Annotated in this window: 17 protein-coding genes; 5 read left to right on the top strand and 12 right to left on the bottom strand. The window is 37.2% G+C overall.

The features are described 5' to 3' along the window. The first annotated feature begins 199 nt into the window (after window positions 1–199). From ACFINO_RS02015 to ACFINO_RS02035, 5 genes are all read left to right on the top strand, one after another. The gene (locus tag ACFINO_RS02015; RefSeq protein ID WP_375606357.1) at window positions 200–1,231 is read left to right on the top strand and encodes an AAA family ATPase; all 1,032 of its coding nucleotides are present in this window, start codon (window positions 200–202) and stop codon (window positions 1,229–1,231) included. Continuing rightward, window positions 1,232–2,143 carry a DUF58 domain-containing protein gene (locus tag ACFINO_RS02020; protein WP_375617591.1) on the top strand — a complete coding sequence of 304 codons (912 nt, stop codon included), beginning with the start codon at window positions 1,232–1,234 and terminating at the stop codon, window positions 2,141–2,143. It begins immediately after the preceding gene. Then, entirely contained in the window at window positions 2,140–4,938 is a 2,799-nt protein-coding gene (locus ACFINO_RS02025; RefSeq protein WP_375654970.1) for a DUF4159 domain-containing protein, read from the top strand. The genes ACFINO_RS02020 and ACFINO_RS02025 overlap by 4 nt, the downstream gene beginning before the upstream one ends. Continuing rightward, entirely contained in the window at window positions 4,935–7,031 is a 2,097-nt protein-coding gene (locus tag ACFINO_RS02030) for a glutamine amidotransferase (RefSeq protein ID WP_375654971.1), read from the top strand. The genes ACFINO_RS02025 and ACFINO_RS02030 overlap by 4 nt, the downstream gene beginning before the upstream one ends. Window positions 7,032–7,627: 596 nt before the next feature. Further along, window positions 7,628–8,512: a metallophosphoesterase family protein gene (locus ACFINO_RS02035; protein ID WP_375617588.1), complete on the top strand. Its 885-nt coding sequence runs from the start codon at window positions 7,628–7,630 to the stop codon at window positions 8,510–8,512. Window positions 8,513–9,417: 905 nt separating this feature from the next. On the opposite strand, the gene ACFINO_RS02040 is transcribed toward ACFINO_RS02035, so the two are convergent. The 12 genes from ACFINO_RS02040 to ACFINO_RS02095 all read right to left on the bottom strand — a co-directional run bounded on the left by ACFINO_RS02040 (window position 9,418) and on the right by ACFINO_RS02095 (window position 24,100). Continuing rightward, a complete protein-coding gene (locus ACFINO_RS02040) occupies window positions 9,418–9,543 on the bottom strand; it encodes a hypothetical protein (protein ID WP_375617587.1) in 126 nt (41 codons plus the stop codon). Window positions 9,544–9,889: 346 nt separating this feature from the next. After that, window positions 9,890–10,714, bottom strand: coding sequence for an outer membrane protein (locus ACFINO_RS02045; RefSeq protein ID WP_375640587.1), 825 nt, complete (start codon window positions 10,712–10,714; stop codon window positions 9,890–9,892). Between the two features lie 452 nt (window positions 10,715–11,166). After that, window positions 11,167–14,112 (bottom strand): bifunctional [glutamine synthetase] adenylyltransferase/[glutamine synthetase]-adenylyl-L-tyrosine phosphorylase, encoded by a 2,946-nt coding sequence (locus ACFINO_RS02050; RefSeq protein ID WP_375654972.1) that lies wholly within the window; start codon window positions 14,110–14,112, stop codon window positions 11,167–11,169. A gap of 77 nt (window positions 14,113–14,189) precedes the next feature. Continuing rightward, window positions 14,190–15,572, bottom strand: coding sequence for an ATP-binding protein (locus ACFINO_RS02055; RefSeq protein WP_375634245.1), 1,383 nt, complete (start codon window positions 15,570–15,572; stop codon window positions 14,190–14,192). Further along, complete coding sequence (locus ACFINO_RS02060) at window positions 15,569–16,255, bottom strand: response regulator transcription factor (protein ID WP_273791552.1); 687 nt, start codon at window positions 16,253–16,255, stop codon at window positions 15,569–15,571. The genes ACFINO_RS02055 and ACFINO_RS02060 overlap by 4 nt, the downstream gene beginning before the upstream one ends. 72 nt (window positions 16,256–16,327) lie before the next feature. Then, the gene (locus tag ACFINO_RS02065; RefSeq protein WP_375654973.1) at window positions 16,328–17,839 is read right to left on the bottom strand and encodes a Do family serine endopeptidase; all 1,512 of its coding nucleotides are present in this window, start codon (window positions 17,837–17,839) and stop codon (window positions 16,328–16,330) included. A 216-nt stretch (window positions 17,840–18,055) separates the two neighbouring features. Beyond that, entirely contained in the window at window positions 18,056–18,466 is a 411-nt protein-coding gene (locus tag ACFINO_RS02070) for a cytochrome c-type biogenesis protein CcmH (protein ID WP_375640592.1), read from the bottom strand. 1 nt (window position 18,467) lies between these two features. Further along, window positions 18,468–20,447, bottom strand: a complete 1,980-nt coding sequence (locus ACFINO_RS02075) for a heme lyase CcmF/NrfE family subunit (RefSeq protein WP_375654974.1) — start codon at window positions 20,445–20,447, stop codon at window positions 18,468–18,470. 7 nt (window positions 20,448–20,454) lie between these two features. Continuing rightward, on the bottom strand, window positions 20,455–20,934 hold the full coding sequence (gene ccmE / locus ACFINO_RS02080; protein WP_375634251.1) for a cytochrome c maturation protein CcmE: 480 nt from the start codon (window positions 20,932–20,934) through the stop codon (window positions 20,455–20,457). A 77-nt stretch (window positions 20,935–21,011) separates the two neighbouring features. Continuing rightward, window positions 21,012–21,782, bottom strand: coding sequence for a tetratricopeptide repeat protein (locus ACFINO_RS02085; RefSeq protein WP_375654984.1), 771 nt, complete (start codon window positions 21,780–21,782; stop codon window positions 21,012–21,014). Window positions 21,783–22,016: 234 nt separating this feature from the next. After that, a complete protein-coding gene (locus tag ACFINO_RS02090) occupies window positions 22,017–23,435 on the bottom strand; it encodes an ATP-binding protein (RefSeq protein ID WP_375654975.1) in 1,419 nt (472 codons plus the stop codon). Then, a complete protein-coding gene (locus tag ACFINO_RS02095; RefSeq protein ID WP_375634257.1) occupies window positions 23,435–24,100 on the bottom strand; it encodes a response regulator transcription factor in 666 nt (221 codons plus the stop codon). Before ACFINO_RS02095 ends, ACFINO_RS02090 begins: the two co-directional genes overlap by 1 nt. Between the last annotated feature and the right edge of the window lie 16 nt (window positions 24,101–24,116).

Raw genomic sequence — 24,116 nt, forward strand, 5'->3', positions numbered from 1 at the left:
CTTCATAAAACAAATTTTTTAAGACATCCCTTATAAAGCACGTCTATTCTTCCAAAGAAACTTTTCTCTTCTATACGAATATGAAAAAAAACGGCATATGATACTTCATTTCTTCTCATTTTCTGTTACAAACAATAAGATATCCATTATCATGCAGAGAAAATTACCATTTTTGCGACAAACGCCTTAAGGAAGAAATATGAGTCAACATGATCCATCATCCAATTCTATAAAAAAGGTCAATATCAATCATGAAGCTCAAGTCATTATTGATGATATTGATACGGCACACAAAGAATTGGATATTTTACAAAAAGAAATTGACAAAGTTATTTTTGGGCAAAATCAGGTAATCGAATATGCTTTAATCGCTATTTTTGCTGGTGGTCACGCCCTTCTTGTCGGTGCTCCAGGACTTGCAAAAACACGTCTTGTTGAAACATTGGGAACAGTCTTAGGACTTGATGAAAAACGCATCCAATTCACTCCTGACTTAATGCCATCGGATATTATTGGTTCTGAAATTATGGATTCCGATAAAGACGGTAAACGTTCTTTTCGATACATTCAAGGTCCTATTTTTACGCAACTTCTCATGGCCGATGAAATCAATCGTGCTTCCCCACGGACACAGTCAGCCCTTTTACAAGCTATGCAAGAATATCATGTTACTGTTGCAGGTACCCGTTATGATTTGCCACAACCTTTTCATGTTCTCGCAACGCAAAATCCTCTCGAACAAGAAGGGACATATCCACTTCCTGAAGCACAACTGGATCGCTTTTTGATGCAAATCGATATTGACTATCCTGACCTCACAACAGAGCGACGGATTATTTTAGAAACAACAAAAGAAAAAAAGTCAAATGCAAAACCAATTTTATCCGGCAAAAAATTGCAAAAAATTCAAAATATCGTTCGCAAAATGCCTCTTTCAGAAAATGTGATTGAAGCTATTTTAAAAATTGTCCGCTCATCTCGCCCTCATAAAGACAATAGCCTTGCTAATACTTATGTTTCTTGGGGACCTGGTCCACGGGCATCACAAGCCCTTTCACTTTGTGTTCGCGCCCGTGCTCTTTATTATGGACGCTTAGCCCCTTCACTTGATGATGTTGAAGCATTGGCCTATCCCGTATTACAACACCGCATGGCTCTTAATTTTTCTGCCCGTGCTGAAGATATAACCGTAAAAGATATTATCAATAACCTTGTGAAAGATGCTCTTTGAATGGCACTTGGCAAAAAAGTTTTACAAAAGCCTCCATTGTCGCTGGCAAATGAACTGCATAAGGATACTGGCAAAATGCCATATTTCCTTTTACAAGCGCGTCATATCGCTAATACATTGATCACCGGGTGGCATAGACAACGTAAAAGCGGTAATGGGGAAAACTTTTGGCAATTTCGTCCCTATATGGAAGGAGAATCCATTACCCGCATTGATTGGCGTCGCTCAGCGCGTGATGAAAATACGTATCTCCGTGAACACGAATGGCAAACGACACAAACCGTTTGGCTTTGTCCTGATCAGAGCGCATCAATGCATTACTGTTCGCGCTTTTCTAAAATCTCTAAAGGTAATCATGCCACTATTCTTACCCTTACCTTGGCATCCCTTCTTGCACGCAGTGGCGAACATATTGCTATTCCCAACTTAATGTCCCCCACAATGACATCCAATGTCGTAGAACGAATAGCCTTTGCTTTAGAAAATCATTCAGATGAAAATTTATTTCCGGATTTTTCAACGATTACACGCTTTTCACATGTCATTATAATGAGTGATTTTCTCGACTATCCTGAAAAAATCATCCAACATTTAACCGTTTTAACTACAAAACAGGTGACAGCTCATTTAATTGAAATTTCTGATCCCGCAGAAGAAAGCTTTCCCTACACAGGTCACACAGAATTTTTGGATCCTGAAACGAAAGAGAAACATGTTTCCACTAAAGCAGAAGATCTTCGTAAGAACTATTGTAAACTATATCACGCAAGGCGACAAGAATTGGTAAATTTTTGCGCACGCCAAGGATGGTCTTATCACGTTAGTACAACAGATCAACCTTTAACAGAGACCATTTTTCATCTTGCAAATACAATGAGCGACTCTCCATTGCAAAAAAGGAGGGCACTTTGAGTTTTGCTGCTCCCTTTCTGTTACTAGGGCTTTTGTTCCTACCGGTCATTTGGTGGCTGTTGCGGATAACTCCTCCATCTCCGCGTAAAGAGCTTTTTCCCCCTTTTCGCTTCTTACCCAAACCAACTCATCAACAAGAAACAGCAAAACATACACCTTGGTGGTTGCTCTTGTTGCGTTTAACCATAGCGGCACTTGTTATCATAGCTCTAGCACGCCCCACTTGGAATCAAAAACCAATAAGCTTTTCCGGGTCTCAACCCCTTGCACTCATTATTGATAATGGTTGGGTTTCTGTAAAAGAATGGAAACAGCGCATCTCTATCGCTGAAATGCTCCTTGCACAGGCAGAAAAACAGCAAAAAAATATTTATCTTGTTGCAACGGCTGAAAATAATATCTCCAATATAGAGCCCCAACCAGCCAAGATTATAAAACAGCATTTAATGCATTTGCAACCGCGTCCTTGGCCTGTCAACCGCGTGCATGCCTTCAAAAAACTCAGCAAAATAACCAAAGGAAAACCTCTTGATATTGCTTATTTAAGTGATGGATTACAAACAAATGAAGATGAGCAAGCTTTTGCTCTTCTTGAAGAATTAAAACCTAGAAACTTCTTGTGGTATTTGACTGATATTTCCGATTTAACCGGCATAACATCCATAGAAAATAACAATGGAAACATGGGCGCGCGTATTATCCGCTCAACAACACACAGTAACACTCCCGCTATACTCAGCCTCTACGATTCAAATAATCAACTTCTCGGACAATTTACGAACAATTTCTCTGAAGGAGAAACAACAGCACTTGTTCCTTTTAATGTACCACTTGAACTACGCAATGATATCGCTTGGATAAAAATAAACAATCAAAACCATGCTGCTGCAACCTTCTTGGTAGACAGCCATAACAGGATAAGCCGTGTTGCTCTTCTCTCACCCGATACCAATGAAATGGCACAGCCTTTACTTGCTCCATTTTATTACATTATCAAAGCCTTACAAGGTCATACACAGCTTATAACAGCCGGTGGAAGAGAACTTTCAACGGATATTGATCATTTGCTTAAACAAAATCCATCTGTTTTGATTATGGGTGACATTGTTAACATACCCCCAAAAGCAGAAAAAAAACTTTCTGATTTTGTGAATAAAGGGGGAACACTCATCCGCTTTGCAGGAGAAAAACTCAGTAGCGCAGAACATTACGATAACCTTCTTCCGATACCACTACACCCAGGTCAACGTTCCCTTGGAAGTATTATGTCTTGGACAAAACCACAAAAGCTTGCCCCTTTTGCAAAAAATAGCTTTTTCTTTGGTCTTCCCTTTCCAGGAGATGTTACTGTCTCGCGCCAAATCCTCGCAGAACCAACCCCAGATCTTTTTGAAAAAACGTGGCTTAGCCTTTCGGATGGAACTCCTCTTATTACCGCAGCAAAACGTGATAAAGGAACCCTCATTCTCATTCATGTTGCTCCTGACCCAACATGGTCTAACCTTCCTCTTTCTGGCTTTTTTGCACAAATGCTGCAAAAATTAATCACATTAGGTTCTAACGAAAACACAAACCTAACACACAGAGAAAAAAGAACAGTGGTACAAAACCCTTGGCGAACTATAGCCGTTGACGGACAATTACAAGTACCACCCTCTGATGTTGTTCCTTTGATCTTTGACTCTCAAAATCCACCCCATCCTTCCTACCATACTCCCCCAGGACTTTATGGTGTCAAAAACGATTTTTATGCACTCAATCTCTTAACTCATTCGTCGCACTTGATGAAACAATCATCATTGCCAACATCTCTTAATAAAAGCCCTTTATCTTACGATACAAAAGAAAAAAATCTTATCGGCCCACTTTTAGGATTAGCCATCTTATTATTCGCCTTTGACAATTTTCTCATTTTATGGATAGGAGATATTTTTTCTTTCATGAAACGGCGTAATATGTTTCTCCTCCCCTTTATAAGTCTTATTGCCTTGTTTTCATATGATCCAACTCTTCATGCACAAACGAAAGAAAATCAATATGATAGTGTACAAGCTGCTGGTGCAACACATCTTGCCTATGTTATAACCAATAATCATGAAATTGATACAACGAGTAAAAGTGGTCTAGAAGCATTAAGTCAATTTATCGCAGAGCGCACAATGCTTACCCTCGGCTCTGTTACAGCACTTGATCTCGATAAAGATGAACTCTCTTTTTATCCTCTTATTTACTGGCCAATTGATGTTAAGAGTCCTATACCAACCCCCAAAAGCCTTGAAAAAATAAATAACTTTATGAAACATGGGGGAACAATTTTATTTGACACGCGCGATCAGATAAAGAGCAATCTTAATCTTGAAGGAGATGCTACTCCAGAAACGCAAAGATTACGAGATATCTTAAAAGAGTTAAATATTCCATCCATTGAGCCAGCATCAACGGATCATGTTGTTGCACGTTCTTTTTATATTATGCCAGATTTTCCTGGTCTCTACCGTGGTTCACCTTTATGGATTGAATCCTCATCAACAAACAAAAAAAATAAAAATTCCCTTGCCAGCGGCGATAATGTAAGTTCTCTTCTCATTACTGCCAATAACTTTGCTGGTGCTTGGGCACTCGATAAAAAAGGGTCATGGAAATATCCCCTTGTTCCCAATGATCCAATGCAACGTCTATGGGCATTTCGTGCAGGTTTAAATATTGTCCTTTATGTTCTTACAGGAAACTATAAAGCGGATCAAGTTCATGTTCCAGCACTCTTGGAACGCTTTAAAAGAGAAAGAAGGCAATGATATCATTTTTCACTTTTCAGCCTTTTTTACCACTCATTTGGATTCTGTTCTTAAGTGGAATATCGATTCTTTTTGTCGTTGTTGGTCTTGTTACGCAACGGCAAGGTTCTTTATTTCGTCTGATGGCATTAAGCGCCCTCATCCTTGCTTTGCTCAATCCAATGATCATAAAAGAACAGCGTGAACCACTGAAAAGCACAGTAGGAATTGTTATTGACCGCAGCAAAAGCCAAACATTTGGAACACGTACAAACGACAGTGATGAAGCGCTCGCGCAATTAACTCAAGCATTGGCGCATTATCCACAATTTGAACCACGCTTTATTGAAGCTGGAAAACTTGCTGATAATCAGTATGCGCCCTCAACGAATTTGTTTGAGGCTTTAACACAAGCAGTATCTGATGTACCGCTCTCTCGTTATGCAGGAACCATTTTTATCACCGATGGACAAGTGCATGACATTCCTGACCTATCAGACCTTCATCATGAAGCACCTCTCAATGCCCTGATTACAGGGCACTCAGATGAATTTGATCGCCAAATCAAGTTTATTTCTCCTCCACGCTTTGCCCTTGTCAACAAACCACAAACGCTCTCCATTTTGGTAGAAGATAAAGGCCCTGCCAAAAAAACAATACCACAGAAAGCAAATATTACACTAAGCGTCAATGGACAAGACATTGGCCATTATTCTGTGACTCCTGGCGTGATTTTTCAAACTGAAATTAGCCTTCCTCATGCTGAAAAAAATATTATCCAAGTTATAACTGATCCACACAAAGGTGAACTAAGCTTTAAAAACAACCGCGCCATAACAATTATTGAAGGAATCAGAGAAAATTTACGCGTTCTTCTTATTTCAGGTGCTCCTTATAATGGAGAACGGACATGGCGAGACCTTTTGAAAGGTGACTCTAATATTGATCTTGTTCACTTTACTATTTTGCGTCCCCCCACCAAAGCAGATAATACGCCCTCAAGCCAATTATCCTTAGTGGTCTTTCCCACAAGAAAACTCTTTGTTGAAGAAATTAATAACTTTGATCTCATCATCCTTGATGGCTACCAGCACTCTACTGTTCTCCCCTTAATCTATTATGATTATATCGCCCAATATGTACAAAAGGGGGGTGCATTGCTGATGGTAACAGGACCTGAATTTACCCAAAAAAACTCACTTGCGAAAACACCTTTAATAAGCATTTTACCGGCATTGCCCAATGGAACTATTATTGAAAAACCTTTTCGCCCCACATTAACCAAAGAAGGTGAGCGCCATCCTGTCACAAGGGGTCTTGCAACACTTAACCTTCCCGCTTCTCAATGGGGGCAGTGGTTGCGACAAATTGCTATTCAAAACATAAATAACGGAATCGCCCTCATGAAAGGAGCCGATGAACAACCACTTTTACTTCTCTCGCATGTTGATAAAGGACGTGTAGGCATGTTGCTCTCTGATGAAAGTTGGCTTTGGGCACGAGGTTTCGAAGGCGGTGGTCCTTATGCTGCTCTTTATCGTCGTATTGCCCATTGGCTCATGAAAGAACCAGAACTTGAGGAAGAAAAATTAAGTGCGACCAGCAGCCATCATCATTTAACAATTCGCCGCCAAACTCTAAAAAACCATCCAGAACCCGCTGAAATAATCTTTCCCTCTGGAAAAAAAGAAAATATTACTCTGACCAAAGAGCAAGAAGGCCTTTTTACTGCAACTGTGACCACTGATGAGACAGGAATTTTTACCATTAAAAATGGCGGTTTAACAATACTTTCTTCTGTAGGGATGCTCGATAATCTTGAGTTGTTTGACTTGATTTCAACACAAAAAAAACTAGCCCCCATTATTAAGCACACTGGTGGCTACATCGGACGTTTACACCCTGAAGGAAAAGAAAACATTCATCTTCCTCCATTTAAGCTGATTCAATCAAAAACAAGTCCGTCCTCTTCCCCAGCACATTCAATTGTTCTGAAAGAAGCAACAGAAACCCGTTTAATCAATACCTTTTACTTTTCGGTATTTTCTGGTTTTTTTGCACTGCTTGCTTGCCTTTTACTGTTGAACAGCATGTGGTATTATGAAGGCCGTTAAAAAGTCTGAGATTTCGTATAATAGTTTTAAAATTCAGCTTATCTTTTTACGTATCTACTTGTCTTTTGTAATTAGATAACGTATTGATTTATAACTCAAAATACAGTGGAATTCTCCTTATTTCTAATATCCTCATATTAAAACAATAAAAAACATTCTCTTGCGTATTATTAGAAGAGATGCTGTATGGATAGAAACCATTGAAGAAAAGAGTGAAATACCTCTTAATGAATCCTCTTAAAGCAAAGCAAGGATTTTCATAAAATTGGGGGAAAATAGTATGATGTTTTTTATTTGCACCTTGTATAAATGTAGAGATGGTAGTGTACAGTAAGCCCTATATAGTTCACAGAAGCTTTCCATTATAATATCGAGTACCGTCGTGAAGTTAGCTCAAACGCATTGAGAAATGTTTTTTTACAAATATGTGAATCTACAACACAATGATATTTTATTAGGGATATTCTATTTGGAACATTCCGCTTGAGACGTTCTTTTTTGCAAGCTAATTTTCATTTTACAATCTTTCTTGCCTTTAAGCACTAACTTATCTTATGTTTATTCTTTAAATCGTTTTTAATCCTCTACGAGCTTTTATGTTTTATCTTGCCCATATATCGGATGTACATCTTTCCCCTCTCCCGCAACCTTCCCTTTTTGAACTTTCTGGGAAGCGTCTTACCGGTTATCTGAACTGGCAAAAAAAACGTAAGAGTCAGATGGCAACAGATGTCCTAGAAACTGTAATAGATGCCTTGAACAAAAAAAAACCTGATCACCTTGTGATCTCTGGTGATCTTGTAAATCTTGCTCTCGATAAAGAATTTGTACAAGCTCATCGTTGGCTACTTAACCTAGGAAAACCTCAAGATATTTCTTTAACATTTGGAAATCACGATGCCTATGTCCGCGGCGCTTTACAAAAAGCATGCACTCTTTTTAAACCTTGGATTACAGGTGACATCCCTCAAAAAAGCGTCTTTCCTTATATGCGCATTCGCAAAGATGTTGCCATCATAGCAGCTTCTTCAGCCATTGCGACATTGCCTTTTCAAGCTTCTGGCTATTTTGGTAAAATGCAAGCGCAAACTTTACCGCTCTTTTTAAAGGAAGCAGCACAGCGCAACCTTTTTCGTGTCGTCATGATTCACCACCCCCCCTTTCCAAAGGCGACGTCTTGGCATAAAAAACTACGGGATATAAAACGTTTTCTAGACGTTATAAAATATCACGGTTGTGAGCTTATTCTTCACGGACATACTCATTTACCCACATTGAATTACATTGAAGGACCAATTAAAAAAATTCCTATTGTTGGTGTTCCTTCCGCATCACAAGCTTTTGGTGATAAAAAACCACCCGCAGGCTTTAATTTATTTTCCATTGAACGCTTACAAAATCAATGGCATTGCCAATTACAACGTTATAGCATTATCAATCCTCAAAACGAGATTGCATGTACTGAAACAATTAATCTTTAAACACCTTCATAGTTGCCAAAACAACAAAAAACGAAAATATTTTTATTTCATATTCCTTTGAAAATCATAATTCTTATTTCCCTTTTTCTCCTTAAAAGACAAAGTTTCACCTTCTCTGTCAATAGATTAATTTTTCTCAGACAGTTCCATCTGCTGCCCCACTTATGTGACTAGCTTTTTACAAACTTATCGGTTTTCTTCCTTCCCGCCCTAAAGAACGAAAATTCTACCACATCTGATTTATAAATAATCCGGATTCTTGTCTCACGGGTTCCAGCTGCTAATTGCGCATGTGATTTACTTCACAAAGCTCTACACATAAACCCTGCTTTGAATTTCATCATACACTCCTCTAAAAGCATCTAATGCGTAAAATCCTTATATTATTACAATGATGATATTTTATAGAATAATAGAGAAGCTCATTCAGCATCTATACCTGAAAATCAATGCCTAAAAAAGCCAAATAATAACTAAAGTATATAATTTCAATAACCCAACCTACTTGTGATTCATAAACAAATGATGTTGATTGATTTATCGTAAATAGATTTGAAATGATCCATTACTATCTCACTCGACATTTATTATCGTACATTAAAAAAGTTATAAAAAATAGTAGATTATATTTCGATAACAGACATAGGTAATAATGTTTTTTATGTCTCAATAAATTCCTAATTTTCTCTCTATTTTTTCCTATAAATCACTTTATAATACTCTTTATAATTATTTTATTATTGAGTTACATTGCGGATGTAATTTTACGTGCTTTAGAATTTTTTTGCGATCTTTTTGTTATTAAATAAAATATTTTACGATACCGCAAAACAGAAAAGTTGATTGTATGAGAGATCTTTCAAATAAAATAAAATGCCATTAGCTTGCCAATTCACATGTTGGTTTTAAAAAGCATCTTTTAAAGCACCAAAACCCATTTCCCGACGGCACCTATGAATGATGTAATGATAAGTCCATTTAGCAACACCATCTTCACGTTTATGGAAAAGCAAGCTAGTATCAAATCTCATACTTTGCCACCCCCTAATGTAGCGACAGCCTTTAGCACTTAAGATAGTTCATAAGAAGCATTTTTATTCTTTCTTTAATGTTTTTATCTCACGACTCCCCCTCTTTTTGACGTGCAAAAGACATGGCTTTGATTGGTTCAATATAATATAGGTTTAAAATGAGAAAATCTTATGACACTCGGGGCTCTCACTTAACATGACAAAAAGTAATTTATATTTATAAATCAAAGTATTGTTCGAATAAAATAGTAGCTCTTTTGAGTAAAGGATATTTACTAGAACATACCTGAAAAATAAAAGCCTCATTCGAAAATGAGACTTTTGAAGTGTTTAATTCTGCAAAAAATTAAAATTTATAAGCTACACCCACGCGGAAATCATTTGTTTTGTAGCCCATTTCAAATTTATCCTGTATGAACTTCTTTTTGCCAAAATCTGAATAACGATATTCTGCACGCACAATAACATTATCAGTCATTGCAAAATCAATACCACCTCCAAGGGTATAACCAATCATGGTCTTTTTTTCATCATGCAACCAATCAGAAAAATCAACTTCTCCATTTTTGCTATCAGCTACTGCCGCAAAAATATTCTGAAGCTGCGTATAAGCAATCCCTCCGGAAACATAAGGCATCATACGCTCAATCGCAAAACCAACTCTCACCCGTGTAGCACCAGCCCATTTTTGTTTTAAAGTATGACGTACAGCTTTAATACGCCTTGTTGAATCATTCTCCTGCAAATCTCTTGTTAGACTTGTTTCTTCTATAGGTTTTGGTGTTTCTTCAGTTGGACCTTTTTTTGGTAGATTGACATCTTTAGAATCCTTTTTACCAGACCACATAATATCTGTATCAATACCTATAATAAAACTATTATCGATATCAATATTGGAACCCGCATAAACTCCCCCGATAAAACCAGAAAGTTTAGGTAAATTCTCCTTTCCAATTGGATTCCATATCCCTGTCTCATGTTTTAAATAACTTGCAGTTGTTTTACCTGAAAAGTTACCAATCTGTCCTCCAAGATAAAATCCTGTCCAAGACAAAGCAGGCGCTGGAATAACAGGAACAGGTTGTTCAGGAATAACGATATCCGACGCCTGTACTACAGAAATTGAAATTAAAGAAAATAGAGATGTTGAGGCTAAATACTTTGTAATCATAATTGCTCCCCTAAAAGCTAATGTGATACATAAATAATGGTAAATCGTTTCACAATTTTTTGAAAAAATCTATAGCAAAAATGACACAGTTAAAAAATTAAAATTAGTTTTAAATAAAGCTTAAATATTATTTATAATTTCCAGAAACTATTAATCTATAGCAGCTTTTATAGCTTCATATTGATCATCATTATATTCAATAATATAAATAATTATAATGTCAATTTTTTGAAAAAATGAGATAACGCTCATAAAAAATATGATTCACTAAATTAATCACTCATCGCTTTTTGTATAAAGAATGATACCTAGAATGGAGAATTTTTTCATCACACTTGAAAAAACAGTAGAGAACTTCACTCTAACCATCCCAAGCGTCTATGAAATGAAAGACAAAAAATTAATATATAAAAATGGAATTAATAATTTTTATTTATTCTTATAGAATTATTTTAATGTTTCATGATTTTTGTAAAAACTGAACAAACCAATTGCCCAGTTTCTGCAATTAATTTTTCAACACGAAGCAAATCAGGTTCCCCAACACTATTCAACAAAAGGTCACTTAATCCAGGTGGCATATCATTGGGATCAAGAGAATCATTTAAGCAAAGCCGTATAATTTGACTCAAATTTGTATAAAGACGATAGGCATAATGTAAATCAGCAATACATGACTGATTAAGAAAACTGTTTGGTAAGTGATCTAAAATATCCGCTGTCGTCGCTCCAATTTGAAACTCAATGACATGCGTAATAAGAGAAAATTGAGCAATAAACTCCAAATCCATAATGCCACCAGACATCGTTTTTAAATCCCATTGATTTTTTGGCGGCTTTTCTTTTGCAATCAAGGCACGCATTTCACATACTTCTTTTGCAACTTCCTTCTTATCACGAGAAATAGCAATAATTGCACATACTTCATTTTCTAGCTTTTGTAAAAAATCAGGGTCTCCTGCAATGCCTCGAGCCCTTGTTAAAGCAAGATATTCCCATATCCATGCTTCTTGGCGATAATACTTTTTTAAAAATGGAAAAGAAACAGCAATAGGTCCTTTATTGCCTAATGGCCGTAACCTTAAATCAACGACATAAAGAATACCTTGGCTTGTAAGAGTGGATAAAGCAGAAACGAGGCGCTGTGCTAAACGCGTATAATATTGAGAGATATAAAGAGGCTTTTCTCCATCAGATATTTCTGCATCATTATCGTGTTCATAAAGCAAAACGAGGTCAACATCGGAATCTGCTGTTAATTCGCGACTTCCAAGCTTCCCCATACCCAATATGCCAACACGCCCCCCTTTAATACGACCATGAAGACGAGAAAATTCCTCTTGAACGGTAGCAAATGTTTTTGTAATCATAAGATCAGCAAGCGCAGTAAAAGCAAAACCCGCTCTTTCTCCTGTAATTGTACCGTTTAAAATTCGAATACCAATCAAAAAACGTTGTTCATCTGCAAAAATCCTTAAATGGTCAAGAATTTTCTCATAAGAAAGAACATTTTCAAGAAAATATTCAAGCCGTTTTTCTAAGTACGTTTTGGTCGGTAATTCTGAAAGAATATTCGGATCTAACATTCCATCAAAAACATGGGACCTGCGTGCAATAATTTCTGCAAGACGTGGAGCAGCCCCCATAATAAGGACAAGCATATCCAAAAGAGAAGGATTAGACTGCAAAAGACTAAAAAGCTGAATTCCTGAAGGTAAGCCCTGTAAAAAACCATCAAAACGCAACATCGCCTCATCAGCTCGTTTTGTCCCACCAAAAGCTTTCAAAAGAGCTGGTGTTAATTCCGTTAATCTCTCGCGTGCTTCGGCTGATTGCGTTGCTTTATAACGACCAAAATGGAGCGTGCGCATAATACGACAAATATCACTTGCTCTTTCGAAACCTAAACGGCTTAACGTTATTAATGTCTCTGGATCATCTTCTTCACCTGTAAAAACTAAATTACCAATTTCTAAACCAAGTTCTTGCTCATTCTCAAAAAGTGCAGCATAATGTTTTTCAACAACCTGAAGTGTTTTTAATAAATCACGGATAAAACTGTTACTGTCTTGATAACCCATTAAATAGGCAACACTCGTGAATTGAGCAGTATCATTTGGAAGAAGATGTGTTTGTTCATCGAAAAGCATTTGAATACGATGTTCTACATTTCGAAGAATAGCATAACTTTTTATAAGGCTATTTCTCGTTTTCTCACTGATCCAACCAAGCGTGTGAAGTTCTGCTAACATTGCAACTGTCTGACGTCCACGTAATTGAGGAAAACGTCCACCAGCAATGAGCTGCTGTGTCTGAACAAAAAACTCAATCTCACGAATACCACCACGACCTAACTTTATATTATGCCCATAAGCTGCAATTTGACCATAATTTTTATGCGCATGAATTTGACGTTTGATCGAATGAATATCAGCAATAGCAGCGTAATCTAAATATTTCCGCCACACATAGGGAAAAAGCTCTTTGAGAAAGTTAAAACCTGCCCTCTTATCACCAGCAACTGGACGTGCTTTAATCATGGCTGCTCGTTCCCAATTTTGCCCACGCCCTTCGTAATAACGCAATGCAGTCCTTACTGGTAAGGCCAAAGGGGTTGATCCTGGATCTGGACGAAGACGAAAATCAAGACGAAAAACATATCCTTCCGCAGTGCGTTCTTGAATGATACGGATTAATCGGCGTACCATTTTAGAAAATATGTCAACACTTTCAGAAAGATTACCAATATGAGGTGATGTTTCATCAATGAAAACAATAAGATCAATATCAGAAGAATAATTAAGTTCCCCTGCTCCTAACTTTCCCATCCCTAAAATAATTAAACCACAGTCTTTTTCTGGATTCTCACGGCTTAATAAATTGATCTTACCATGATCATGCGCTTCTCTTAATAGAAAACGTAGTGCTACACTTAATGCTGCTTCGCCCAAACGTGTCAACCAAGCACATGAAACTTCGTAAGTAAAAACACCACCCAAATCAGCTAAAGCAATAAGAACATGCGCTTCTCGTTTTTTGCGCCTTAAAGCAGCCATCAATGAAGTTTCATTTATAGCTTCATCCTTATCAATAGCTGTAATATCATCTATAATTTCGCTCAGCCTTGTTTCTATATCAACATTTAATAAAGCACTAAGATATGATGGGTTGGCAATTAAAACCTCACGCAAAAAAGGAGATAAGGTCATAACCGAACTGATAAAATCAATCTGCGTTCCACTCTCTGAAATGATGGAAACAAGCGATTCTAAACCTTCTTTCCTTGCTTGTTCTTCCATGTCTTTTAACCATTGGGAACCACTTTTATCGAGAGGACATAAAGGGAGAAGCTGTGTTTTAAAAAAAGCTTGTTTCGTCTGCGCTCCCTTGAAAAGCATTTTTCTTTCCTTTCTATTGCTTTATACTTTTAAAATAGTTGTTACGTATGAAAAGAGAAAAGTGAAGAAAAATATCTTTAAGGAAATAACAAAATAGCCCTAAGCCCTGGATTTGCATTTTCAAGTAACAATTCACCCCCATGAAGCTTCATAACCGCTTTTGCTATACTTAAACCAATCCCAAACCCAGGTTGTGTGCGGCTTTCTTCAAGACGAACAAATCGTTCTGTCACTTTTTCACGTTTATCCTCTGCTATTCCTGGTCCATTATCGCTCACAACAACTAATAAATGTTCATCACGATATTCCATTGATAAGCAAACCTTCGCTTGCCTTCCACCTTTAGGCGCATATTTAATTGCATTATCTATAAGATTAAAAATTGATTGTGCAACAAGCTCACGATTCAATTTTAGCTCTTTATCAAATATATCTCCCAACTGAAGTAAAACACCTGACTCCTCAGCAAAAGGTTCGTAAAGCTCAACAGCATCCTCAATGATCAATTTCATATTCATCATTTCAAGATGTTCAATTGCACTGCTGGCCTCAATACGTGAAATCATTAAAATCGCATTGAACGTACAAATAAGTTGATCTGACTCTGCAATAACCCTATCAAGGACCTGACGATATTCAAGCTTTGTCTTATTTCCTGAAAGTGCCTCTTCAGCGCGATTTCTAAGACGCGTTAACGGCGTTTTCAGATCATGAGCAATATTATCTGATACTTGACGTAAACCAATATTTAACTCTTCAATGCGGTCTAACATAACATTAAGATTGGTTGACAATCGATCAAACTCATCCCCTACTCCAGAAACAGGTAAACGCCCACTGAAATCACCATCCATCAAGCGCTGTGATGCAGCCGTTACATGATCAATCCTTTGTAAAGCTCTCCTGCCAACAAAAAACCATATGAGTAAAGCGCCTCCAACCATTGCAGCAAGTGCAATGATCACAGCTTTGCGAATAACAACAGCAAAACGTTCTGGCTCATCCAAATCACGTCCTATAAGAATCTTCATAGCATTAGGCAAATCAACAATAACCGCCAAAGCGCGATGTTCACTTGTTTTGCCATGTTCTCCAAAACGGGAATACAAAAAAGAGGTAGAAATAAAACCACTCTGATTCAAAAGACCTAATTCAATACGTGCTACATTTCCTGCTAAAATACGCCCCATAGAATCTGTAACAAGATAAAGAAATGCTCCTGGTTGTCTTGAACGATAATCAATAGTGCGCATTAATAAGGATAATCCCCCATAATTATAAGCATTTTCAATATACTTTAATTCTTCATGTAAAGCCTGTTCAGTTTGCTCTGTTAACAATGAAGCAGAAAATGCCGTCATATAAATAGAAAGTCCTGTTGCTACCAATCCAAACAATAAAATGTAAAGTGCTGAAAGCCTTAGCGCCGTCGTGCGCATTATATTAATCAAACGATTCATGCTTTGTTATCTGGTACTTTCAGCATATATCCAGCTCCACGCACTGTATGGAGAAGGGGAACATCAAAATCTTTTTCAATTTTGGCTCTCAAACGAGAGATATGGACATCAATAACATTCGTTTGTGGATCAAAATGGTAATTCCAAACGTTTTCCAAAAGCATAGTGCGTGTAACAACCTGCCCCGCATAACGCATCAAATATTCAAGTAAACGAAACTCTCGTGGTTGCAATAGAATGTTTCTATCACCTCGTTTTACCGTATGTGCTAACCGATCAAGCTCAAGATTACCTACACAGTAAACAGTTTCTGCTTCTTTAGGATTTTTCCGCCGTTGTAAAACTTCAACACGCGCAAGAAGTTCAGAAAAAGCATAAGGCTTTGTCAAATAATCATCTCCCCCTGCACGCAGCCCCGTTACACGATCATTAACTTGCCCTAAAGCAGACAGAATAAGAACCGGTGTTTCATTGCCTTTAGCGCGCAATTCAGCAATAATAGAAAGACCATCACGATGCAAAAGCATTCGGTCAACAACCATAACGTCATAATTTTCCGTGGTTGCTAAAGCATATCCCGTATCCCCATCATAAGCAACATCAACAGAATGCCCTACTTCCAAAAATGCTTTTTCGAGATAATGCCCCGTCTCATGATCATCTTCAATAACGAGTATCTTCATAAAACGTATCTCCATTATTTTATTATGTTGTAGGACAAATATTTAATAAACATTTGTCCTACAACTAAAGCCTTATTTTTTGAAAATTGGAAGAGCAACAAAACGATTTTGATCATTTGTTCGCACTTGTAAGAGTATAGCCTTTCGTCCTAACTGCTGAGCATTTTTGATTGTGTTAATAATATCAGAGACTCGTTTAACCGGTTTATTATTTACTGTCACAATGATATCACCAGGGCGTATCCCTTTATCTGCAGCATCTGAATCGGTATCGACATCCGTTACGACAACCCCTACACCATCATCAGAAGGCATAACAATCAAACCATAATCTTCCAATGTTTCATCTAAATCACTCTGTCCATTTGAATATTTTGAAGTCTCTTTCTTACTTTCATCTTCAGACATTGAAGCGAGTTTAACCTTTATACTCTCCTCCTTACCTGATCTCCAAATCCCTATGGTTACCATTTCTCCTGGTTTAATATTTGCAATACGTTTCGCCAACTCACGCGCATCAGCAACTTTTTCATTATTCACTGAAATAATTACATCACCCGCTTTAATACCAGCCTTTTCTGCCGGTCCTTTTAACGGATCAGTAACCAAAGCACCTTTGGCTTCTTTCAATCCTATTGAATCGGAAATCTCCTTTGTTACCGGCTGAATCTGAACACCTAACCAACCACGTTGAACTGAACCTTTTTCAATAAGTTGTTGTACAACCTGTTTTACAGTCGCTGCTGGAATAGCAAAAGCAATCCCAACATTTCCTCCAGAAGGAGAAAAAATTGCTGTATTAACCCCAACAACCTTTCCATTAAGATCAAACGTTGGACCACCAGAGTTTCCTCTATTAACAGCAGCATCAATCTGAATAAAATCATCGTATACACCAGTGCCAATATCACGTCCACGTGCAGAAACAATACCTGCTGTCACAGTTCCACCAAGACCAAATGGATTCCCAATAGCAACAACCCAATCCCCAACACGAAGCTTTGAATCATCACCAAAATCAACATAAGAAAATTTTCTTTTATCATTCACTTTTAATACGGCAAGGTCGGTTTTTGGGTCTTTCCCAATGAGCTTTGCATTCAATTCTGTACCATCATCAAGAACAACAGTATAACTTGTTCCATCAGAAATCACATGATCATTGGTCACAATGTAACCATCAGATGAAATAAAAAAACCCGATCCAAAAGCAACAGGACGGAGTCTCTGCGATTGGTGCGGAAATTTATTTTTAGGTTTATCAAAATCATAAAAATCTTTAAAAAATCTTTTTAAAGGATGCTGATCTGGTAATTGATCAAGTCCTGGACCACTAAAAAAGTTGCTAAAGAACCTATCTTCTTTCTTTTTATTACTCTTTACTTGTACTGCTACAACGGCTGGTTTCACTTGAGCAACAATATCGGCAAATCCCTGTTGTTGCATTAACGAAGTAAATACAGAACTTGCATGAGCCTTTGTCATCCACAAGCTTGATGTACATCCACTAAAAAACAGTCCACTTTCCAATATCGCAGAAAAACTCACTGCGACAAATGTTTTAAAGAAAGCCTTTTTAACCATTTATTCTATGCTCCTATTCAATCATACCTTTATTCCAATTCCGATCACTTATAAAATACCACACCTTACCGTTTTCTGTCTAAATTATTAAAGTTTTGTAAGGTTTCAGTATTCCCTAATATAATTACAATAAGATTGTCTGCTTATTGCAGATGATCTGATTTTTTCTTTTATGTAACATTTTTTTAATGCAATGACATTTTTGACTGTTCTTTTTCATTCACATAACGCATGATTATTTCGTTTGAAATGGAAAAATATGATACTTACGCCAATGATAATAATGATCAAAGGCGAGAACCATAAAAACCAAGTTATCTTATTCAATGGTGGTTTCAAGAGAATAAATTCACCATATCGCTCAACAAGAAAGTCAGTGATTTGCTGATTACTATAGCCCATTTTTAGCCTTTCCCGAATTAAAAGCCGTAAATCACGTGCTAAAGCAGCATCTGAATCATCAATTGATTGATTTTGACAAACCGGACAACGTAAATGCGATGAAATATGGCGTGCTCGCGCTTCAAGAATCTTATCCTTTAAAATCTCATCCGGCTCTACTGCTATTGCTAATCGAAAAGGAAACGTTGCAATTAAAAAAAATACAATCCAAAGAATTTTTTTCATCTCAATATCTTTTCCCAAAATTTAAAGCAAGCACTACCTTATTGTACATGCCAATGCGAAACCAATACCCCAAAAGAGAAAGACATCCCCCCATAGCCATCATGAATGCCCCTAACCAAATACATATTACATAAGGCTTCCACCATACGTGCACAACGAGACCCCGATTATCGATATGTCCCGGTACAATATATAGCTGTGATAAGCCATGATTTTTAAGACCAACTTCTGTTGTTGATGTATTTTGGCTTGAATAAAATCGCTTTGAGGCTGTTACATGACCTACAATGTTTTTATTTTCATATATTTTAAAATAAAACTCCATTGTCGAATAATTCGAACCAACACCATCATACACTGCATCAAAATGAAGCGTTTTATCCGCTATCGTCACCCTATCCCCTACGTTCATGATTAAAATACGTTCTTGCCCAAAACTTGCCACGCAAACAATACCAAATAATGTAACGCCTAATCCCATATGTGCTATTGCTGCACCAAAAGTAGACCATGGCAATCCAAGAAATCTCTTAACGCGTACTGAAAAAGCTCTCTTGCCATATCCACTCTTTCCCCATAGATCCGCTAAACTGCCTAAAAAAACAAACGCTGAAAGCCCAATCCCTAAAACTGCAAAAATATCACGCACAGATGTCGCATAAAATATTATAAAACAGACGATACCAACCAATACAAAAACAAACCACAACCGTTCAAAAACTGCAAGAAAATCACCGCGTTTCCATGCCATCATTGTCCCAAACGGAACAAACAACAACAGCAAAACCATTAGCGGTCCACAGGTAAGGTTAAAAAAAGCAGCCCCTACAGAAATTTTTTGCCCTGTTAATATCTCAATAAAATAAGGATAAAGCGTACCAATCAATACTGTTGCTGTTATTGTTGTCAGTAACAAGTTATTTAAAACAATAAACCCTTCACGTGAAATTGGTTGAAAAAATCTTTCTGTTTTTAAAATAGGGATACGCAAAGCAAAAAGAAGAAAAGCAGCTCCCGTAAAAAAAAATAAAAGAGCAAGAATTGCTTGCCCGCGTGCTGGATCAACAGCAAAACTATGAACAGAAACTAAAAGCCCAGAACGCACAAGAAAAGTTCCCATCAGAGAAAGGGAAAAAGTAAGCAGCGCTAAAAACAGAGTCCAACTTTTCAATATTTCTCGTTTTTCGAGAACAAGAGCAGAATGTAAAAGAGCCGTTCCTGAAAGCCAAGGCATAAACGAAACATTTTCAACAGGATCCCAAAACCAATAGCCTCCCCATCCTAGCTCATAATAAGCCCAATAAGAGCCAACCATAATACCCAATGTCAAAAAACACCAAGCAAGTAAAAGCCACGGACGAATCCCACGCGCCCAAATTCTATCAACATGTCCCATAATCAATGCCGCAACGGCAAAAGAAAAACAAAGTGAAAAACCGACATAACCTAAATAAAGTAGCGGTGGATGAATTGCTAATGCGATATCTTGTAAAAGAGGATTGAGACCACTTCCCTGCAATGCTGGTGGATTTACGCGTAAAAATGGATTGGATACAAAAAGAATAAATAAAAGAAAAGCAGTTGTAATCCAACTTTGGCAAATTAAAACAAGCGTCTTAAAATCTTCTGGCAAATGTTGGCTAAAAAAAGCCATCAATGCACTAAAAAAAGCAAGACTTAAAACCCACAACAACATAGAGCCTTCGTGGTTGCCCCAAACACCTGTAATTTTATAGAGCATCGGTTTTTCTGAATGAGAATTCTCAACAACGTTCAAAACAGAAAAATCAGATACAACATAAGCATAAATTATCACTAAAAAAGATAAAAGCAGTAATGTAAAAGTAATATATGTTAGAGGAACAACTGTTTGCATTAACAAACGCTCTCTCCACCAAAAACCTAAAGCAGGTAAAAATGCCCCTAATAAGCTTACTGAAAATGCTGCAGCTAAAAAAATATGACCCAGTTCGACAAGCACAATCGAATTATTTCTCCATAATGTAATGTTTTTTCAAACGATCAGCTGTTTCTTTAGGCATATAAGTTTCATCATGTTTTGCTAAAATACGCATCCCTATAAAAAATCCCTGTTTATCGAAATGCCCTTCTACGATCACCCCCTGACCTTCACGAAAAAGATCCGGTAAGGCACCATTGAAAACTACTTTTTCATGTTTTTTGTTATCCGTTACAAAAAAAACAACGCCTCTCTCTCCAACATATTGAACAGTTCCCTTTTCAACAAAGCCACCCAAACGCAAAGGGCGCTCCGTTAAAATATCTTCTCTTGTAATTTCAGAGGGCATTCTAAAAAAACTGACCGCATGACGCATTGCATACACTATGAGACTTGCTGCAATTGTTATAACCAAACAACATAATAATATGATCAGTAAGCGCTTTTTTTTTCGCTGCTCTAAAATAACCTTCCATGAGGTAGAATTCTTTAAAGATTGACTGTTCATAGACACTCTGCGAAAAAATTTTAAATACGTTATAACTAAGTATCAATATTTTATTTTTTAAGAGCTTTGCACATCTTCTACATAGGTGCAAGATTTCTTTTCTTTGTATGATCACTCGATAAATCATGTAACTGAATCATCATTTTTTTAACACGTGATTGTCCTGAAAAATTTTCAGGCATTGTATCAAGAAAGCTTTGTAAAAATTGCACTGCCTGCGCAGTTTTTCCTGCTTGATGCAATGCATCTGCCAACAATAAACGTGGATAAAAATCTGTTGGCGCTAAATCTGCTGCTTTTTGAAAAGCATTTTGCGCTTCTTGCGTTATCACTCCCCCTTCATAACCAACCAATGCTAAACCGTATCCTACAAGCCTTGGAGCTGTTTCTCCATTCAAACGAAGTGCATCTAAATAAGTATTCACTGCTTCTTGAAAAAGGCTTTCTTCGAGATACCCTACCGCTAACGCATCTGCTAGCTTGCCATCATGAGGTGCACGGAAAAAAAGCACTTGTAAACGAATAAGCTTTTCTTGCTTACTAAGAGTTTGAGGATTTTTATCCATTAATTCGCTAAAAAAATAACTTTTCACTTCTGGATTGCCTGTCAGCCCATAAATATTCCATGTCATAAGGAGAACAAACAAGATACTTAAAGCCTTAAGAATATTTCTTTTTTTATAATGCATATAAAGCTTGTTAAACTCAATCATACGCTTATGGCTTCTGTAACCATCCACGGTTTGAACTTTCCATTCTTTTTTTATCTCATCGTCAAAACGTAGTGAAAGAAAAAGAACACTTGCCAGAAAAATCAGAAAAAATGCTGCAAAAATTAATAAGAGCATATCGTTTTTTTCCAATACGAACAGAGAATAACTCACTTACATTTTATCCTCTTCATGAGAAAAATGATGTGAATTAATTAAAATTCATTTTTTCATGGAGAATATTATAAAATCTATTATATACATCAATTAAACAAAGAAACTAAAAACAATGTTTCCCTACTCTTTGATGTATTGTCTGAAAATACTGCTTTAAAAACTTTATAGACATTTCTTGCTTAAGGAGAAAATATGTTATTCTCCCATCTTAGGTAATAAAACTTTTGCATACAATCCACCCAAATCAGAACGTGATAAAAAGAGATTGCCACCATATTCACTGACCATATCTGAAACAATTGCTAACCCTAAGCCTGACCCTAGTTTACTTTCATTAAACCGCCGCCCTCTTTTTAATGCTTCATCAATTTTGTCTTCTGTTAAACCAGGACCATCATCTTCTACAAAGATACTAAAATATTCTGTTTCTTCAGCATTTTCTTCTAAACAACAAGAGATCAAAACCTTTGCGCGAGACCACTGAGTAGCATTTTCAATCAAATTCCCTATAATTTCTTCTAAATCTTCCTTCTCTCCAGAAAAAACAATATCATCAACATCCATAATAAATTGAATTTGTTTTTCAGGATTAAGCTTTTTCATAACCCGCACCAAGCGTTCAAGCACACTGCGAACAGACGTATGATAGACAACACTATCGCATTGTGCTGCAATCCGCGCACGCTGAAGATAATGATTGATTTGAGCTTGCATTATTTGCGTTTGCTCTCTCAACAAACTAGCCTTTTCTCCGCGCATCTTATCTGTCTCATTCATAATCACGGATAGAGGCGTCTTCAATGAATGCGCGAGATTACCAACCTGTGTGCGAAATCGCTCAATAATACGCTGATTATTATTAATGAGAGTATTCATCTCTTGTACAAGCGGCATCACTTCGCTTACTAAATCCGTATTCACATAATGAACTCTTCCTTCGCGAATATCATTCAATGCACGTCGAATAAGCTTCAACGGTTGAAAACTAAAGAAAATAATAGCAATATTAATAAGAACACTCCCGATACCGAAACTCCAAAGAAAAATTTGCAAAGTTCGCTTAAATTCCTTTACCTGGGCATGAGCTTCATCGATATTCCCAACAAGCCGAAAACGTGCAATATGATTTTTATTATCAAGAACAACATCACTCTCAATCACTTGTAGCTTTTGACCATTGTTCCCCGTTATCCGATAAGAGCGAAAGAATTTATTGTTAAAAGGTATATCAACATCACTTGGTGTAAATATCTCGCCTGTTCCCAATGAGGGGGATGTCAATCTTCCTTTTAAATTATGGGATATCGCAACAACTTCCCAATACCATCCTGTTGTTGGATCAGAATAACGAATATCATCAATCCCAGCCCCTCCTCTTAAAGTACCTTCTGATGACACCGTCACTGTTGCAATAAGACTGTAGAGTTGAGCAGAAAGGATACGCTCTAGGCTTTGTTCAGTCGAACGCTTATAAAATAAAATACTTACTGCAGAAATCGATAAAAGAGAAATAACAACCCATAATGTTGATAAGATCATAACACGTAAACTGAGAGATCGAGTAATTACAAAAAAGAACCTCCTATACCAATTATTCTCTTCAAAAACATTCATTAATCACCTCGCGTTCTCACGCGATATCCCATTCCTCGAATAGTTTCAATCAAATCCACTCCAAGCTTTTTCCGTAACCGACCTACAAAGACTTCCACTGTATTCGAGTCCTTATCAAAATCCTGATCATAAAGATGTTCAGTAAGCTCTGTTCTTGAAATGACCCTGTCACAATGATGCATGAGATACGAAAGCAGTCTGAATTCATAAGATGTTAGTTTAATCAATTGACCATCCACAAAAACACGAGACGTCTTTGTATCCAATAAAACATTTCCGCAACATAATGCACTCGTCGCATGTCCCGTAGTGCGACGAATTAATGCTCGCAAGCGCGCCATCACTTCCTCCAAATGAAATGGCTTCACAACATAATCGTCAGCTCCAGCATCAATACCGTGCACCTTATCAGACCAACGGTCTCGCGCTGTTAGCATTAAAACAGGCATGGAGATCCCTTCTTGACGCCACTTTTCAACAACACTAATACCATCAATCTGCGGTAAACCTATATCAAGTATCACCGCGTCGTAAGACTCTGTGCTCCCTAAAAAATAAGCCTCTTCACCATCGAAGGCACTATCGGAAACATATCCTGCACGTCTTACAGCTTCTGCTAATTGATGGTGAAGATTCCGATCATCTTCAACAATTAAGATACGCATCACAACACCATCTGCT

The organism is Bartonella sp. AA83SXKL (assembly GCF_042196965.1).
Taxonomy (GTDB): Bacteria; Pseudomonadota; Alphaproteobacteria; order Rhizobiales; family Rhizobiaceae; genus Bartonella.